This window comes from Micromonospora sp. DSM 45708, from assembly GCF_039566955.1.
Classification (GTDB): Bacteria; Actinomycetota; Actinomycetes; order Mycobacteriales; family Micromonosporaceae; genus Micromonospora.
Genome location: NZ_CP154796.1, coordinates 5885793 through 5902067, shown reverse-complemented (window position 1 = coordinate 5902067; position 16275 = coordinate 5885793). Strand labels below are relative to the sequence as shown.

Here is a 16275-nt window from a genome sequence, read left to right as displayed (position 1 = left end):
TCAAGCGGTGGCTTCGAGGGTGCGCCAGATTTGGCGGGCTATGTAGCGTTTGAGGCTGCGGGTGATCTCGGCTGGGGTGCGGCCTTCGGTGGTGCGGCGGTTGATGTAGTCCTTGGTGGGTTGGTGGCATCGTTGCCGGGTTTTGGCGATGGTGTGCAGGGCGGCGTTGAGGGTGCGGTCGCCGCCTCGGTTGAGGCGGTGGCGGGTGATGCGCCCGGAGCTGGCGGGGATGGGGCTGACGCCGGCGAGTGAGGCGAAGGCGGCCTCGTTGCGGAACCGGCCGGGGTGCGACCAGGCGCTCAGCGCAATCGCGGCGGTGACGGGGCCGATGCCGGGCTGCTCGAGCAGGGTTGGGCAGAGTTTGTCGACCAGGGTGCGGATCTCGGTGAGGTTGGTTTTCAGGAGCTGGTCGAGGGTTAGGATCTGCTCGGCGAGTGCTGCCAGTTGAGTGCGGCGCAGCCGGTCGAGACCGCTGCCGCTGCTGGTGGTGAGGGTGGTGGCGTGTTGGACCTGTCGCAGGGTGCTCAGCCCACGCATCTGTGCGCGCAGGTCGTCGTCGGCGGTGAGGATCACCGATTTGAACAGGTTGATGGTGGCGGTGCGGGTGTCGCTGTAGTGGCGGCGGCAGACGTGCAGCAGGCGCAGGGCTTCCCGGTCGCCGTCGGTGCGGGGTGTGGCGACGTGGTCGGCGGCCAGGACGCCACGAGCGGCGTGCACGGCGTCCAGCGCGTCGGACTTGCCGCCTCGTCGGCGGCGCCCGGCAACGGGTTTGGGTGCTTCCAGGACGTACTCACCCGCGGCACGCAACACGCGCAGCAGGCCGACACCGTGACTGCGAGCACCGTCCAGGGCCCAGGCCCGCCGGCCCGCTCCCAGCATGATCGTCTGCCGCCCGGCCCAGGCCAGCAGGACACCGGCGCCCTCGTCGGTGGCCGGCACGGTGATCTCGGCCAGCACGGTACCGACCGCAGTGAGGACCGCAGCGGTGTGCGTATCGGTATGGGTGTCCACACCGACGACCGCATCGACACGGTCAGCCAGACGTTCTGCCAGGATGGAAGGCACGGACGGTTTCTCCCTTGCACGGGACGACGTTCGGACGGCGTCGGCCCGGGAGCGATCACCCGGCGGCACATCTGTGATGAGTCACGCGACACGGGCTGCACACCCTTCGCGGACAGGCTTCTGATCAGGCCAACAAGGTGGGCCGGGCCGACGCCGGCAACCCACGAGGACAAGTCAGCTCCACGGCACGCCATCTGACGGCGGCCAGATCTTGCATGAGTCACTCGTCGATCACCGACGTCGAACCCTACCGATACCAATCCCTCCCAGAACCGGCTCACCTATAGAAGCGTCAGGTTGGAAAAGGCTCAATGCTGGTGTAACGGGGTTGATGTGCGCGCTGTCGTGCTCGCGTAGCAAGGTGCGGCGGAGGTAGTCCTGTTTCAGCTTACTGACCGTCGTTGATGTTGAATTGTCTCTGAGCTAGGAGGAAACGTCGCGAACATGTTCGTGACGTCGGCTGTCTGACCTTCCTGCTCGGTCGGCCTTCGTACTCGAACGCCAACCCGGGCACCTTCACGGCCACCCTCACGGTGAGGATCTGCCACCGCGACAGCCTGAACGCCAGGATGTCCTCCAGGCCGGCAGGCCGGGCGGCGTGTCAACCAACACCGCGAACGTTCGTCGTAGGCGCTAGAAGGCGGGGGATGGTGGTTCGGGTGGGCGGCCATGAGCGCGAACGATGTCCGCGGTGGCGATCCCGGCCAGGACCAGGGTGGCGATGATGGCAGCGCCCAGCGGTGGTCCATGCGCCAGGACCAGTGCCGGCGCGGCGGCGGCCAGCACGAGCAGCGCGACCAGCCGGGACGGGGAGACCCGGCTGAATACCTCGTACTCGAATCGGGCTCGGCCGGCCATGAACAAGGCTGGTCCGCCGAGAACGACGCCGATCAGTCCGGGGCCGCTATTTCCGGTGGGATGATGGATGACCGCTTCGGCTCCGGCCGAGGTGACGGCCACGCCAGCTACCATGATCAGGTGGGTGTAGGGCGCGGACCGCACGAGCCGGCCCGGATCACGGGAGGACTCGATGCTGCTCTGGAGCAGTGCTCCGGCGCGTTGGACGTAGATCCGCCACAGCAACACGGTGGTGGCGAACGCGACCGTGAACGCGATGGTCTGGTCGAGCGTGAACCCGTTGCCGGCGTACGTGAGGCTGGTGACCAGGATGAGATCGCCGAGGGCGAGAGTGAAGAACTGCTGGTAACGCTCGGCCAGGTGTTCGGCCGCCAACCCGTACTGCGACCGGGGCACCCGTCCCAGCCAGGGTGTGGGGTAGCGGAGCCAGGCCGCCCCGTAGTCCAGGGTGAGGGCGGCCATCCACAACGCGCCACGCGCGGGACCTGCCATGGCGGCTCCGGCGAGCCACGGTACGGCCGAGACGGAGAACCAGAAGAGGAACCGCCCGGCGTGCCGGCGTGCCTGCTGGCTCCGTAAAGCGGGTACCAGGATGAGGCTGCGGCCGAGGTGGATCGCCACGTAGGCGCCCGCGAAGACCATGGCATCACGGGTGAAGGCCGCAGGCAGCGCGACGGCCATCAACATGGTGCCGAACATGACCGAGACGGTCATGAGGTAGATCGGGGGTCGGTGCGGCAGGTAGAGATCGGTCGTGAGCGCGGTGATCGACCAGACCCACCAGACCGCCGCCATCAGCACCAGCGTTTCAAAGGCACCGGCCAAGGTCAGATCGGCGGCCAGTTTCTGCGAGATCAACGCAAGAGCGGCAACGAACACCAGATCGAGGAACAATTCCAACAGGGTGGCTCGTTGCGGGCCGCCTGCCCGGCGTCCCAACCCCACCGCCGCGTCGCCCGTCACGGGCCACCCGGTCCGGTCGTATGCCGTCGGCTGCCGACGGTCGATGGTTGGAGCTGGTGCCGATATCCGGCAGCCCACCTGCCCTTACGCGCGATCATTATCGGTGATACGCCCTCCTTCAGGCTGATCGTAAGCGCCGCCAGTCGCTGAGTAACGATTTAGCGGCAACCGGGAACGTTTCGCGTCTCAGCTGGCCGTGACAGGTGCGAGCAGCGGCTGAGCGGCCTCCACGCTATCGAGGAGATTTCAACCGGACGGGTTCGGCAGCGTTCACGGCCGAAGAGTACTTCCTGAGTCCGACGCAGGTCACGAGGTCAATAGTTTACGGAGCGTCACACGCCGTCAACTCGACCGCATCGGCCGCCAGCCGTTGCGACACATGCTGTTGCAACAGTTGGGCGACCGCCGCCGCGACCACGACCGCCGTCGTGCCGAGCAGCGCCCCGAGGACGGCCGGCAGGCTGGGTTGGACACCGCCTGGCAGGACCAGTAGGACGAGGCCCACCGAACCGGCCGCGACCCACCGGCGGGCCGCGGTGCCACGTGCGGCCGCCGCCAGCGGTAGGAGCGCCCACAGCAGATACCACGGATGCACGACGGGACTGGCGAGCACGACCACCCCGAGGCAGCATCCGAGGGCAGCGACCGGACCGATCCGCTCGCTGCGCCGCCACAGGAGCAGGCAGACACCAGCGGCGATGACGAGGCCGACCAGCCACACCACGTGCCGGGCCTGCTCGACATCCACGCCTAGGACATGGTGCAGCACCGCGCCGACCGCCCAGCCCAGGTCCGTGCTGATCGACATCCAGGTACGGGCGTGCGTGGGAGTCCCCAGCGCCCGTACCCACCCGAAGCCGGTCCCCGCCAGGGCCGTGACTGCCAGAGCGGTGGCGCCGGAGATCGAGGCCGCCAACAGCGCTGCCCGCAGCCTCGCGCGGGGGCCGCCCAGTTGGCGTGCCCAGATGGGCACGACGAAGGCGATCGCCAGGGCCGCCGGTGCCTTGACGAGCACGGCGAGTGTGATCAGCATGACCCCCGACACGGGCCGGCGCCGCAGCACCAGGAGCAGCCCCAGACACATCAGCCCCAGCATCACCGCCTCGTTGTGGGCGTCACCGACGAGGTGGAGCAGCACGAGCGGGTTGAGCACCCCCAACCACATCGCCGCGGCCGGCCGCGCCCCGCATTGGCGGGCCAGCCGGGGTACGGACCAGACCAGCAGGCCCACCCCCAGCAGCGCGAGCAGACGCATCCCGAGAATGCCGGCCCAGACGCCGCCGCCGGTCGCGTCGGTCACCCAGCTTGCGAGGTTGAGGAAGACCGGGCCGTACGGTGCGGGAGTGTGCTGCCAGATGTCGGGCACGTTTACGGTGAGGGGCCCGCCCAACGCCGCCGGTCCCGTTCGGTACGGGTCGAGGCCGGCGCTGGTCATGGCTCCCTGGGCCAGGTAGCTGTGAGCGTCGCCGCTGAAGACGGGCGTGGTGAGGGCGAAGGGAAGAGACCACCACGCGGCTGTCGTCGCCAGTGCGGGCACGGGTACCCGGTCGACGGTACGCACCAGGATGCCCACCCGCCACCAGGCGACGACGAGCATGCCGAGCCCGACGTAGACCACGAACACGGACAGCGCCGTGGACGCCCGGAGGGCGAGAACGATCGGCAGGTCGATCGCGACCTCGCCCAGTGGCCGTACGCCCGCCACCTGGCCGCCCAGCACGGTCACCAGGGAACCGGCCGCCCCGAGTGCCCGGCAGATGGCCAGCCCGTACGGTGGGGTCCGCGACGAGTCGAGGCGACCGAACTGTTCCGTGGCAGCGTTCCACCGCATCATCAGCAACCGTTCATCCGGGCGTGCCTCTCGACAGGGCATGCGCGACTGCCGTCCCACCACGGAGCCGTCGCTGTGCATCGGCTCTCGCGTCAACGGGATCGGCTGCGTCCTGCCGTGAATGTAGCGTTCCCGAACGCACCGGACGAAAACCACGAATAGCGTGTTGCGTGAGCTAGATGTACTGCCCAGGGAGGTTGGTTAGGCGGGTGATGGGTGCGGCGCTTGCCGATCGCGGTGTGGGGCCTGTGATGGCTGTATTCGTGAGCCAGGCCGGTAGGGCTTTTCGACGGCCTGACTCGCTGGAGTACATCCGTTTGATAGCTCACCGCTGTGTCATGGTGCGATGGAACCGGCCTCGGTGGCATCGCCGTCGCCACTGGCACAGCATTGCTGCTCTACATCCGCCGAAGGACCTCGCAGCCCTGATCGGGCAGGCCTCGGCGGCCGGTCACGGCCAACCGAGGCACAAAGGTCTGTACATGAGTCCCCGACGCCGCACGGTTGTCAGCGTTGATGGTGTTCGTCGGCTCCGGTCGAGCAGGCGGAAGCGGCGAGCCACACCCCGCCACCGACCGTAACGGCCGCCAGGACGAGACCGACGACCCGGATGGGCTCGTCGGAGAAGGTTTCCCGAAAGACCGTGATGGCGACGAGGACGCTCACCACGGGATCGGTGAGCGTGAGAGCTGTCAGGGGCGCGGCGAGGCGACCGTGCTGGAACGCGGCCTGATTCACCATCAGCCCGAGGGCGACGGCCACCACCAGCGCCGCGGCCCGCCAGCTGACCACGACCCCCAGCAGAGAGCCGGCTGGCCCGCTGGCGAGATCCTTGACCAGCGCCGCCGCGAAGCTGTACGCGACGCCGCCGGCTACGCCCAACAGCGCGCCCCGCGCAGCGCCATGGCGGTGGCGCGCGGCCACGACGCAGACCGCGATGGCCGCTACCGCGCAGCTCATGGCAACCGTCCAAGCCGTCGGCGCAGGGCGGGTCACGCCGGCGTGGACGTCGGCGAGGAGCAGGAACGCGGTCAGGCCCACCACGCCCACCGCGACCGCGAGCAGGTCCCGGCGCGCGACGCGCCGGCCGGCGATGACGGCCTCGATCAGCACTGCCATGAACAGCCCGCTGGCCATCACGGGTTGCACGACCGCGAGCGCGCCGACACGCAACGCGAGCACCTGGAAGACGACTCCGGCCGTGTCCGGGATCCAGCCGGAGAGCCACAGGCGGTTGCGGAACAGCCGCAGCAGCAGCCGCGGATCGAGCACTGCGAAGCGGGGTTGTCGGGTCGCGGCGCGCTGGTGCAGCGCGGCGGACAACGCGAAGCTGAAGGCCCCGGCCAGCGCGTAAAGGATCATGGTCGGGCGCGGGGGTGGTGCGCTGGTGAGCGCCGGGACGTCACCGCGAGTTCCCGTTTGGTCCGGTCCCGGACCAGAGGGCCGCGGCCACGATCGCGGCCACGTCGGCGGCGCCGGCGAGCGCCGGCACCGTGGGAGCCGCTGCGCGGGTCAACTCCTGGCACAGGTCCGTGGGGCTTCGGACATAGGTGGTCAGGCCGGCGTCGGCGAGCACCTGCGCGTTGGCTCGGCCGTGGCCGGGAATCGGGCGGTAGGTGATGGTGGGCAGACCCACGGTCAGGGCCTGCTGGCAGGTGAGGCCACCGGCGTTCTCCACGACCAGGTCCACCGCCTGCATGAGGGTGGGCATGTCGTCGACCCACCCCATGACGTGGCCGGGTAGTCCGGCCAGCCGCCGGCGCAGGCTGTCGTTGCGTCCGCACACCACCACCGGCGTGACACAACCGGCGGCCAGCACATCGCTGGCGGTGCGGGCCACGTCGCCTGCACCCCAGGACCCGGCAACGATGAGCGCCAGCCTTCCCTTTTCGGGCAGCGCGAACTGGGCGCGGGCGGCGCGTCTGGTAGCCTCCGTCCGAGGCCGGTACCGGGCGGGCACCAGCGGGTCGACGAGTCGGACATCCGGTGCGCCTCGAACCGCGGCCTGCTGCTGGGTGGCCTCGTGGATGACGCAGTAGGTGTCCACGCCGGTCGCCATCCAGGTCGGGTGGATCACGAAGTCGGTGACATAGGTGACGACCGGTGTGTCCAGCCGCCCGGTATGGCGCAGCGGCCCGAGGACCTGGTTGGCGAACGGGAACGTCGACACGACCAGGCCAGCGTCCGGAGGCACTTGCATCAGCATCCGCCGGCGGGCCGGCCGCAACGCCGACCTGATCGTCGCCACCAGCGGTGGCGAACGGTCAGTGACCGTGAACAAGGCGTCGTAGCTGAGTGGACACCAGCGCAACAGTGCCCGATAGCCCTCGCGGATCACCCGGTGCAGGGGCTTGGGCAGTGACGCAAAGAAGTTGAGGTGGTGCACCTCGACGCCGTCGACGGCGAGCCGGGCAGCCAGTTCAGCGGCGGCAGCGTCGTGGCCCGCGCCGATGTCGGCCGACACCACGACAATCCCTCCGCCGCCACACCGACGATCCGGCTGCAGTGCCTCGTCGCCGGCCCGACCCGGCGCAGGCCGCTTCCCGGGAGGGACCCGAGCATGAGGTTGCTCCTGCCACCCGTTGTTCACGGGCGCGGGTACCCGCCATCACCGTCGTCACACACAACCACCGTGAGCACTCGGGCGCTGCCCAACTGCCCGCCACGACCCGACGACGGACGGGCACCACCCACGGAGCGAACGCCGCGACTACCAGAGCCCACGCAATCGCGGTCTTTCCGCGTCGACCACCAACCCGCGCTGCTCATCGGTTCGAACTATGCACGCCTCGGCGGTGCCGCTCTTAAGGCGACGCTCTATCTGTACCCAGAGGCTCGCTACCTGCAGGTTCCTATTCCGTATTCACATTAGTGGGTCGCACACGGGCATTGCTGTGCTCGCTTGCCGAAGATCAGCAGAACAGGCGTAAGTCCTGCTCAGGACCTGCTTCGGTCGTGCGATGCGTCCCTTGCCGAGATCCCGTGAGGTTGCCGCGCCGCGTCAGTTTACGGTGCCGCACGAGCTCGGGCCAGCAGCGTGGCGAGTTTGGCTGCGCGTGCCGGATGGTGATGACCGACCCAGAGAACTCGTCCGATGAGCGAAGTCGGGGTGGCCGGTCCGGCTCTGCGCGGCGAGGCCGTGCGGGCGGCGTTGTGGAGGATGGCGCGGAGCTGGTCGTATTCGTCCCGTGGTGTGGCGGGGTGTTGGTTGACGACGAGTCCGGCGAGGAGCTGCCGGTCGGCTCGGCTACGGACGCGGGTCTTGGCTGGGTGGACTTGGAAGCCCTCGTCGCGGGCGATGTCGGTGACGACGGCGATCAGGTCGTCGATCCGGCGGGTGGTGAGGTCGCCGGAGAAGGCGAGGTCGTCGGCGTATCGAGTGTAGGTGGTCTCGAAGGCATCGGCGAGCCCGGTGAGGCGGCGGTCGAGTCGGTAGGCGCGCAGGTTGGCCAGTGCGGGTGAGGTGGGCGCTCCTTGGGGCAGGTGGCCGGTGCGCAGCGCGGTGAGCCGGGCCGCCCGGTGCGTTAGGTCGGTGGGTGCGCGGCGGAGAACGGGGTGCGGGGTGCGGTTGGTGCAGAGTCCGGTGAGGGTGTGGGCGACGGGTTCGGGGTAGCCGGCGGTGCGGAACAGTCTGTGGACGCGGGTGGCGGGGATGTGGGTGAAGAAGGCGAGCAGGTCGATCCGGACGACGACCGGCTGCGCGGTGTGGGCGGCGGCGAAGGTGTGTGCGGAGCGGCCGGGTACGAAGCCGTGGGCGGCGGAGTGGACCGGGATGGGGCCGAGTGCCTCGGCGAGCAGCCGGCCTTGCAGGGCGCGGAGCCGAGACTTGGGTATCTCGATCAGCCGCCCGTGGTCGGTCCACCGGTAGTGGTAGTGGTGCAGCCGGTGGGCGGTGGCGCGTCGGTTCATGGCGCGTCGGTCGGCGTACCAGTCGAGGTGTTCGATGCTCAGGTCGAGCATTGCGGCCAGGTCGTCGACGGTGTCGATGACGGGGGTGTGCCAGGGACGGCGGACCGTGCGGGTCGGCGTCACGGGCCGAGGGTGCTCAGGAACGTGGCCAGCTCGCGCGGCCGGTCGGTGGGTGGGCGCGGGTAGGCGCCCAGCACCGCGTCGGCGGCCGGCCACAGCCATCGCCGTCGGACCCCGAGGACGAGCCCACCCTGGTCGACGAGATCGCCGCGGCGCAAGCCGTCGCCGGCGAGGAACGCGTCGGCGAGCGCGGCGGCCAGGGCATGGATGGTGGTCACGGGCAGGCCGGTAGGGGTGGCAGCGTGTCCCGACGATGCCCGGTCGTGCGGGTGCACAGGCTCGCGGAGCGTGCCGACGCACCTGTGGTGTGGTGCCGAGGTGAGTGTCGCGTCCCCGGGGTTGCCCCGGAGAGACCATGACCGGACCCCGCGTGGGGGAGCGGCCTGGTCAGCTCGGGACACGCTGCCATGGGAGCAGCGTAGAGAGCGGAGACCGTCATCGGTGTCCGCGATGCTCGTGGCGCGGCGGGGAGAGAACGTGCGGGGCTGGGTCTCGCTGTCGTGGGACAACGGGCGTGCCGGCCGGAGTGCGTCGCGGCCGTACGACGCTGTTGATCGGTCGGTAGGCGGTACCGGTGTCGGGTCGATGTCGGCGCGGACCTCGTCGTGCCTGCTGCGGCACGCCGGTGACCCTGACGACGGCGGACCAGAGAATCTAGGCTGAAACGGCTAGACACTCTCGGCGGTGTGGAATACTCTTCTTCGAGTCGAGAGAGAAGATCCGTCAAGACGTAGACGGGCCGCCCGGCCGTGAGGTCACGACGGACGGCAAGAAGTTTCGCCAGAATGGCAGTAGGAGCACGTCAGCCCCAACGTGTGATGCGCGATGGGGGCACGCAGGTGGGGCCAAGGTTTGCTCAGGGCTCCAGCTGATGTTCGCCGCACGTGTCGGGGCCATGAAGTCGCGTGGGTTCCGGCGCCGGCGGACCGTACGACCGCAAGAGCAAGAAGAAGCAGAGGAAAGGGAGGGCCGTACACCGTTGGATCGCCCGCCAGTAGCCGTCATTCCAGGCTCGGCGGACACCGCAGTTTCCATCGAACGAGAGGTGGTCTCCGGTCACGCAGATGCGATCCTCGCACCCGAAGCCTTCAGCGGCTGGTGCGGATACGACAAGCCGACGTTCCTGTCGGTAGATGGTGTTCTGACCCGTAACCCTGGGCCCCGGCGCGTGAGCGCCGGGGCCCTCGACGTGGAGGTGACATGGGGCAAAACCCCGATGACATGTTCGGCGACGAGAACACTCCGGCCTACACCATCGGTCAGGCCGCGGAGATGCTCGGCACCACGCAGGACTTCCTGCGCCGCCTGGACGAGGCCAGACTGATCAACCCGCACCGCTCGGCCGGCGGGCACCGCCGCTACTCCCGCTACCAGTTGCGTCTGGCCGCCCGGGCCCGCGAGATGGTGGATCAGGGCATCGCCCTGGAAGCCGCATGCCGGATCATCATCTTGGAAGACCAGCTCGAGGAAGCCCTGCGGCAGAACGAGAAGCAGTAGCGTGGGCCGCGGCAGCAGACCGGCCGGCCCGCTCTCGGCTGAGGTCGCCGGGCGATGAGCCGGCCGCCCGCCAGAGCGAGAGTCCCCCGTTGCCGGCTCGGTCCTGGTAGCCCCTACTCCTGCTTGTCACACCTCTTCGCATCCCGGCCGTCGGCCGGGATGTTGCTGTTCGTGACCGGCGGTCCGAGGCGGCCGTCGGCCGCCGGTGCCCGCGCGGGGCGGGTCGGCGGCGTGTAGCGTCCGACCATGGGCAGCGGCGGGACGGACGACGTGGGTGCCGGGTGGCGCACCGCTCGTGGCGCCGACGAAGCGGTGCTGTTGTCGGAAGAGATCAGCGCTGCGCGGGTGACCGCGCTGCGACACGCGGTCGCCGCGGCAGCCCATTCGGCGGGTTTGGTGGGCCATGGGCTGGAGGACTTCGTGTTGGCGGTGCACGAGTTGGTCACCAACGTGGTGCGTCATGGCGGGGGTAGCGGCGAGGTGCGTCTGCGGCGGCACGCTGACCTGCTGATCTGCCAGGTCAGCGACGACGGGCCCGGGTTGGGTGAGGTAGAGGTCGCGCTGCCGTCGCCGGGGGAGGTCGGCCACCGGGGACTGTGGCTGGCGCAGCAGCTCACCGATGGACTGATGGTCGACAACTCCGGTCAGGGTACGACCGCCTCGGTGACGGCGCGGCTGCCGACCCGATCGATCGTGAACGAGGGACGGTGACCGTGGCCTCGGAGCAGACCTGGCAATGGCGTGTCGACGTCGGTGCCGCTCGCCGTGTCGTGGTGCTGTCGGGTGAGATCGACATGTCGGGCGCCGACCGTCTCGACGACCTGTTGCACGAGACGATCGCCCAGGCCGCGACGGTGGAGGTGGACCTGGCGGGGGTGGCCTTCATCGACTCGACCGTGCTGAGCATCCTGGTCGGCGCGTACCACCACGCGGCTGACCGGGGAGTGGATCTCTCCCTGGTCAACGCCGCCGGGCAGGTTGGCCGGGTCCTCGACATGACCGGCCTCACGCGGCTGTTCGGCCGGGTGGCAGATCCGCCGCCCGCCGCGTTCTGAACGGGTGACGCTGGGGCCGTGGGATGGTCAGCCGCGGCCTGTCGTGGGCTCAAGGAAGCGGACCATGAGTACGGTGGCGTCGTCCTGGAGTTGGTCGTCCTGGTAGGCGAGGATCGCGTGGACGAGACGCCGGGCGGTCTCTGGTAGCGGAAGTCCGTCGGCCAGGGCCCGGACGGTGAAGTCGACCAGCCGCTCGGTGCCGAACCGCGTTCCGTCGGCCGACCGGGCCTCGATGATGCCGTCGGTGTAGAAGAGCACGTCGTCGCCGGGTTCGAGGGATTCCTCCACTACCACCGGAGGACGCCGGTCGCCCAGGGCCACGGGCAGGGCGGTGGGGGTGGGCAGGACGGTGGCGACCCTGCCGTTGCGGAGCACCAGCCCGCCCGGGTGTCCGGCGGAGATGACGCGCAGCCGGCCGGTGCGTTGGTCGAGTTCGGCCAACACGCCGGTGATCAGCCCGCGCCGGTCGTGCTCACGCACCGCGCTGTCGATGTGGTGGTACGTCTCGACCAGGTCGAACCCGCCCCGGCGAGCGTTGCGATACGCGGCCAGGGCCAGGCTGGCGAGGATCACGGCACGCATTCCGCCGCCGGAGCCGTGCCCGACGGCGTCGAGCAGGGCGAGGTGGGCGATGTCGCCGTTGACCGCGTAGTCGAAGGCGTCACCACCCACTTCGTAGCAGGGCTCCAGGATCCCGCTGATGATCAGGTTGCCGGTGGAGAAGGTGAGCGGTGGGAGTTGGGCGCGCAGCATCTCGGCTGGCAGGCGCATCGGCTCGCGGCGGCGGACCTGCTCGATCGTGTCGCTGTAGTACGACCGTGTGATCACCATTTCGGTGAGCAGGGAGGCGACCGCCTCGAACGCCGCTACCGCGGAGTCGGGCACGGCAGCCGCCGCGACCACCTCCGCGACGCCCATGCGCTCCGGACCGTTGAGCAGCGGCAACCACAACCGCGCACCGTCGTCCACCGGGCTGCGGACGGGGCGCAGCATGCTGAACGCCCGGCCGGCCAGGGTTCCCTCGATGGTCAGCGCTTCCCGGCGCGGCGCGTCCGGGCCGGGCAGGGGCAGGAGCTGACGCTGCTCGTGATCGACCAGGTAGAGGACCATGTCGTCGGCGCTGAGCTGCCGGGCGGCCCACCGTGCCATCCCCGGCAGGTCCTCAGGCAGGGCGTGGCGCGAACGCCGCAGCAGACCTCGCAGTGCGTCCCGCTCGCCCATGCCCACCAACCTTCACCCCTGCCCTCTCGGGGCCGCCCGACCGGTCAGAGTACGCGGGTGATCCACCCATCCCGCACCAGTACGACACGGTGGCCTCGCCCGGCGCACGCCGCGCCGGGTCGCGCGAGGGGGACGCGGTGCCAGTCGCCGCCGACCGGACCGAGCAGGCCGTCGCTGGCCAGGCGGCGGCGGTACTCAGGTAGTGGGGCCGCCAGGGCCGTGATCCTCGAGTTCGGCGCGGAGGGTGTTGGCGAAGCCCTCGGCCGTGGCGAGTCGGTCGCGTAGGGCAGTGACGCGGGCTGTGGAGGCGGGTGTGGAACGTGGCAAGCCTGTCGAGCAGGTCGGCGCGGTCGGTGCCGGTGGCGGGTATGGAGGGCGTCGAGGACGGTGAGGAGGTCGCGCATCTCGTCGAGGGGAGCGGCGTCACCAGGGTGAGCGCGTCCACGATCGCCAGGCGCGCCGGGTTCGCCGAGCGCGGCGTGGATCCGGGCGCGCCTCCGCAGGGAAGCAAGCTCAGTGGCCAGGTCCACTCACCGCCATCGGATCAACCACGGATCATGTGCTACGGTAGCCGAGTTGCAGTTTTGATTTCCGTAGACGTTTTCCGGCGCCTGATGGGGCATCTGAAACCCATCCAGGCGCTTTTCGTTTTTCGTGTCGTTTCGACGCGGGTGATCAACGCGGCGGCGTAAGGGCCCGCACAATGCGGTCTCTCACAGCCTGCGAAGGAGCAGACATGACTACAGGCACCGTGAAGTGGTTCAACGCCGACAAGGGCTTCGGCTTCATCAGCCCGGACGACGGCGGCGCTGACGTCTTCGCCCACTTCTCCGCGATCTCGGCGAGCGGCTTCCGCAGCCTCGACGAGAATCAGAAGGTGGAGTTCGACATCACCCAGGGCCAGAAGGGCCCGCAGGCGGAGAACATCCGCCCGCTTTGATCCACACTCTGCCAACGGCGGCCCGACTGGTTCAGCGGGCCGCCGTTCGGCGTTTCATGCGCTCACCAGGGCATCGCGAAACCGTCTGATCGGCAGAAGGCCGGTCAGCTCGGCGTGGAGCCAGGTCAAATTGCCCCCGTTCTCCTCCCTGGATCGATTCGGACCTCGGGCGCCAGTCTGCCAAGCATCGACCATTATCTATAATGAGCCGGATTCCGCCTCGCCGCCCTGAGGGTCGAGGCTTGTACGGTCGCGGTCGGGTGGAATACACCATGGTCGGACTCGACGCCTTACCTCCTGATGACTGTCAGACAGTTGGGACCCGGGGTGCACGGCGCTACATCCTGAAGGGTTGATGACTATGACGACGACCTACTCCGGTCCTGCGAGGCTGATCCTGGTCGACGGCGCCTGCATCTCCGGCATGGCTTCCCTCAGTACCAACCAGCGCGGAGGACTCAACGGCTGGGGCGGCACGTTCCGTCCGGACGAGATCACGACAGACCTTCGCAACGCAGTCCAAGGGCTGCAATTGGAGCTGCCCTACGATCGCGTGGGGACAGTCGCCGTCACCGGCATACGCAAGCTACTCGCCACGCAGGTATTGATGTCGTTGGCAGGCCGTGGACCCGCACCATTCTGATCGTACGCCGCTACATCGCCGCCGCGACGCGGTCAATCTGCTCTGACGCAGCGACGAGGGTAGGACCGTGTTGATCGGAAGACTCTGCCAGGAACCGTCAACTCTCTAGCCACTGACTGGGCGTCCCGGGTGCGTTACGAGGGTGCGTGCAGCGAACAATCGTTCCTTCCCAAGAGAGTGCGCGCACCTGGCTCTGTCGGCTCCGCCTGAAAAATGACCCCGTGGTTCCGGTTGACTCGACCGTCGCCAGCCCTCGGGTGTCACTCGCGGGTCAGGCCCGGTGGCAGCGCGTCTTCGTCGGGTCGAACCCGGCGGGCGTTGGCCAGGGGGATCTCGTTCGAGGGTGTGGATCAGTGGTTCCGGGCCACCGACGCAGGTCCAGGTGTCGTCCCAGAGTGCGGAGACCAGCCATGATCGGTCGGCGGGGAAGAACAGGTCGGGTAGCGCTCCGTGGGGGTGGCGTATGTGACCTTCGGTGCGCCAGGTGAGGGCTTGCTCCACACCGAGCTCTTCCCCGCTCGATGTAGGTGCTGATGCTCCCGGACCTCGCACCGCGCGTCCGAGATTGCCGGCGGCGGGTGCGGCAGGGCTGGGGTCGCCGTGCTCGCTGGGTCGGGGGTGGGGATGGCCTCTGTGTGTTCCCGACGCTCCGCCGCTGTCCGTGGGCCGATGACCTGCGGCTCTTTGCTTCTTGGCCTCGTGTGCCGGTCGCTGCGCGGTCCAGTTGCGATCGCTTGCTGAAGATCAGCGGACCAGGCCCTTTCGGTCCTCGAGACCACGCCCTTTCGGTCCTCGGCGGCCCTGACCGGCTGAGGAGCGACCTGCGGGCGAGGTCAGCCTGCTGTCGGGGCGGGAGCCTGCCACAGGGTACTGACCGGCATGGCGCGGAGTCTGTCGCCGAACGGCAGCGTGGAGGCTCCGGTGTAGAGGACGATGCCGGCGACGAAGTCATTGCCGAGGCGCTCGGCGAGCCGGCGTAGCCCGCGGAAGTCGTCGGGTCCGACGGTGGTGGCTGCTTTGACTTCGATCCCGACCACCTGACCAGCTCGGTTCTCGAGCACCGCGTCGACTTCGTACCTGCTCTGGTCGCGGTAGTGGGACAGGTCGACGAGCTGCTCGGACCAGGTGAGCTGCCGGGACAGCTCGGACAGGACGAATGATTCGAGCAGCGGACCGAACGGTGCGCCCGGCCGGAGCAGTGCCCGGACGTCGGTCGCGATCTCGTTTGCGGCGATACCCGAGTCGACGAAGATCAGTTTCGACGCGGCGGTGGCCCGGGTGCCCAGGTTGCGGGACCAGCCCGGGATCCGCTTGACCAGAAAGATCTCCTCCAGTGCCTGGAGGTAGCGGGCGATCGTCGGCCGGCTCAGTCCGAGGGCGGATTCGAGGGAGTTTGCGGCGATGAGGGTCGCGGACCTGGCCGCAAGCAGGCGTACCAGTTTGCGTAGCTCGCCCTTGTGCTGGATGTCGGACAACTGCCGGACATCGCGGTCGATGAGCGCCTGGACGTAGGCGTCGAGGAACCGTTGGCGGCGGCGCGGGTCAGTACGGGTGGTGGCCTCGGGTAGGCCACCGCGCACTATTCTGGCCGCGTAGTCGGCGCGGGTCACCTCCGACTCGTGTCGCAGGTCCGCACCGAGCGTGAAGACGGCGTCGATGAATCCGTCCGGCTCAGCGTCGAGTTCCCCTTGGGAGAACGGCCAGAGTTCCACAGTCTCCATCCGGCCGGGCAACGCGTCCGGGGCGGCAACCATGCCGAACAATCGTGACGAGCCGGTGAGCAGATACCGGCCCGGACGAGGGTCCTCGTCGACCGCAGCCTTGATGGCCAACAGGAGTTCCGGAGCGCGCTGAATCTCGTCGATGACCAAGAGTTCGGAGGAGTCCACGAACCCGACGGGATCGGCGATCGCCGCCGCCCGGTCCTGAGCCCGATCAAGATCGCGGCGCTCGGCTAGACGATCGCCGGCAACGAGGCGAACCAGGGTGCTCTTCCCTGCTTGGCGTGCTCCGCTGATCAAGACGACGCGGGTGTCCGCCAGAGCCGCATTGACCTGCGCGGCAGCGCGGCGGGGGATTAGGTGCGGTGTGGGCACGGCCTCATCATAACGACCGCACTTTCGATCCGCGAGGACCTTGGCTTTCGATCTGCGGCACCAGGTGCGTTCGGTTC

At 69.0% G+C, this 16275-nt stretch carries 15 protein-coding genes and 1 pseudogene; 6 read left to right on the top strand and 10 right to left on the bottom strand.

Annotated features, from left to right (window positions below; translation table 11 throughout):
- The 8 genes and pseudogenes from VKK44_RS25525 to VKK44_RS25490 form a co-directional block, all read right to left on the bottom strand.
- Complete coding sequence (locus VKK44_RS25525) at positions 1-1065, bottom strand: IS110 family RNA-guided transposase (RefSeq protein WP_343443731.1); 1065 nt, start codon at positions 1063-1065, stop codon at positions 1-3.
- Positions 1066-1698: 633 nt separating this feature from the next.
- Entirely contained in the window at positions 1699-2817 is a 1119-nt protein-coding gene (locus VKK44_RS25520) for a low temperature requirement protein A (protein WP_343443730.1), read from the bottom strand.
- A 391-nt stretch (positions 2818-3208) separates the two neighbouring features.
- Positions 3209-4798, bottom strand: coding sequence for a polyprenol phosphomannose-dependent alpha 1,6 mannosyltransferase MptB (mptB, locus tag VKK44_RS25515; RefSeq protein WP_343443729.1), 1590 nt, complete (start codon positions 4796-4798; stop codon positions 3209-3211).
- Between the two features lie 94 nt (positions 4799-4892).
- A pseudogene (locus VKK44_RS25510) lies at positions 4893-5072 on the bottom strand (integrase core domain-containing protein); the annotation flags it as partial.
- Positions 5073-5224: 152 nt separating this feature from the next.
- A complete protein-coding gene (locus VKK44_RS25505) occupies positions 5225-6079 on the bottom strand; it encodes a DMT family transporter (RefSeq protein WP_343443728.1) in 855 nt (284 codons plus the stop codon).
- Positions 6080-6119: 40 nt separating this feature from the next.
- Entirely contained in the window at positions 6120-7307 is a 1188-nt protein-coding gene (locus tag VKK44_RS25500) for an MGDG synthase family glycosyltransferase (protein WP_458351570.1), read from the bottom strand.
- Between the two features lie 416 nt (positions 7308-7723).
- On the bottom strand, positions 7724-8749 hold the full coding sequence (locus VKK44_RS25495; RefSeq protein ID WP_343443727.1) for a reverse transcriptase family protein: 1026 nt from the start codon (positions 8747-8749) through the stop codon (positions 7724-7726).
- Positions 8746-8964 (bottom strand): hypothetical protein, encoded by a 219-nt coding sequence (locus VKK44_RS25490; protein ID WP_343443726.1) that lies wholly within the window; start codon positions 8962-8964, stop codon positions 8746-8748. Before VKK44_RS25490 ends, VKK44_RS25495 begins: the two co-directional genes overlap by 4 nt.
- Positions 8965-9946: 982 nt before the next feature.
- Here VKK44_RS25490 and VKK44_RS25485 point away from each other — a divergent pair.
- The 3 genes from VKK44_RS25485 to VKK44_RS25475 all read left to right on the top strand — a co-directional run bounded on the left by VKK44_RS25485 (position 9947) and on the right by VKK44_RS25475 (position 11298).
- Entirely contained in the window at positions 9947-10243 is a 297-nt protein-coding gene (locus VKK44_RS25485; protein ID WP_343443725.1) for a helix-turn-helix domain-containing protein, read from the top strand.
- Between the two features lie 246 nt (positions 10244-10489).
- Positions 10490-10954, top strand: a complete 465-nt coding sequence (locus VKK44_RS25480; protein WP_343443724.1) for an ATP-binding protein — start codon at positions 10490-10492, stop codon at positions 10952-10954.
- On the top strand, positions 10951-11298 hold the full coding sequence (locus VKK44_RS25475; RefSeq protein ID WP_343443723.1) for an STAS domain-containing protein: 348 nt from the start codon (positions 10951-10953) through the stop codon (positions 11296-11298). The genes VKK44_RS25480 and VKK44_RS25475 overlap by 4 nt, the downstream gene beginning before the upstream one ends.
- Before the next feature lie 27 nt (positions 11299-11325).
- On the opposite strand, the gene VKK44_RS25470 is transcribed toward VKK44_RS25475, so the two are convergent.
- Positions 11326-12519: a PP2C family protein-serine/threonine phosphatase gene (locus VKK44_RS25470; RefSeq protein WP_343443722.1), complete on the bottom strand. Its 1194-nt coding sequence runs from the start codon at positions 12517-12519 to the stop codon at positions 11326-11328.
- A 320-nt stretch (positions 12520-12839) separates the two neighbouring features.
- On the opposite strand from VKK44_RS25470, the gene VKK44_RS25465 reads away from it, so the two are divergent.
- The 3 genes from VKK44_RS25465 (at position 12840) to VKK44_RS25455 (ending at position 14102) form a co-directional block, all read left to right on the top strand.
- Positions 12840-13211: a hypothetical protein gene (locus VKK44_RS25465; RefSeq protein ID WP_343443720.1), complete on the top strand. Its 372-nt coding sequence runs from the start codon at positions 12840-12842 to the stop codon at positions 13209-13211.
- 44 nt (positions 13212-13255) lie between these two features.
- The gene (cspE, locus tag VKK44_RS25460; protein ID WP_013283833.1) at positions 13256-13459 is read left to right on the top strand and encodes a transcription antiterminator/RNA stability regulator CspE; all 204 of its coding nucleotides are present in this window, start codon (positions 13256-13258) and stop codon (positions 13457-13459) included.
- A gap of 361 nt (positions 13460-13820) precedes the next feature.
- Complete coding sequence (locus VKK44_RS25455; RefSeq protein ID WP_109805227.1) at positions 13821-14102, top strand: hypothetical protein; 282 nt, start codon at positions 13821-13823, stop codon at positions 14100-14102.
- Positions 14103-14935: 833 nt separating this feature from the next.
- On the opposite strand, the gene VKK44_RS25450 is transcribed toward VKK44_RS25455, so the two are convergent.
- Positions 14936-16198 (bottom strand): ATP-binding protein, encoded by a 1263-nt coding sequence (locus VKK44_RS25450; RefSeq protein ID WP_343443719.1) that lies wholly within the window; start codon positions 16196-16198, stop codon positions 14936-14938.
- Positions 16199-16275: the final 77 nt, after the last annotated feature.

Excerpts from the sequence above, each read along its gene's own strand:
- VKK44_RS25505 (WP_343443728.1), bottom strand. The coding sequence starts at position 6,079 with ATGATCCTTTACGCGCTGGCCGGGGCCTTCAGCTTCGCGTTGTCCGCC.
- VKK44_RS25480 (WP_343443724.1), top strand. The coding sequence starts at position 10,490 with ATGGGCAGCGGCGGGACGGACGACGTGGGTGCCGGGTGGCGCACCGCT.
- VKK44_RS25485 (WP_343443725.1), top strand. The coding sequence starts at position 9,947 with ATGGGGCAAAACCCCGATGACATGTTCGGCGACGAGAACACTCCGGCC.
- VKK44_RS25455 (WP_109805227.1), top strand. The coding sequence starts at position 13,821 with ATGACGACGACCTACTCCGGTCCTGCGAGGCTGATCCTGGTCGACGGC.
- mptB (WP_343443729.1), bottom strand. The coding sequence starts at position 4,798 with ATGCACAGCGACGGCTCCGTGGTGGGACGGCAGTCGCGCATGCCCTGT.
- cspE (WP_013283833.1), top strand. The coding sequence starts at position 13,256 with ATGACTACAGGCACCGTGAAGTGGTTCAACGCCGACAAGGGCTTCGGC.
- VKK44_RS25470 (WP_343443722.1), bottom strand. The coding sequence starts at position 12,519 with ATGGGCGAGCGGGACGCACTGCGAGGTCTGCTGCGGCGTTCGCGCCAC.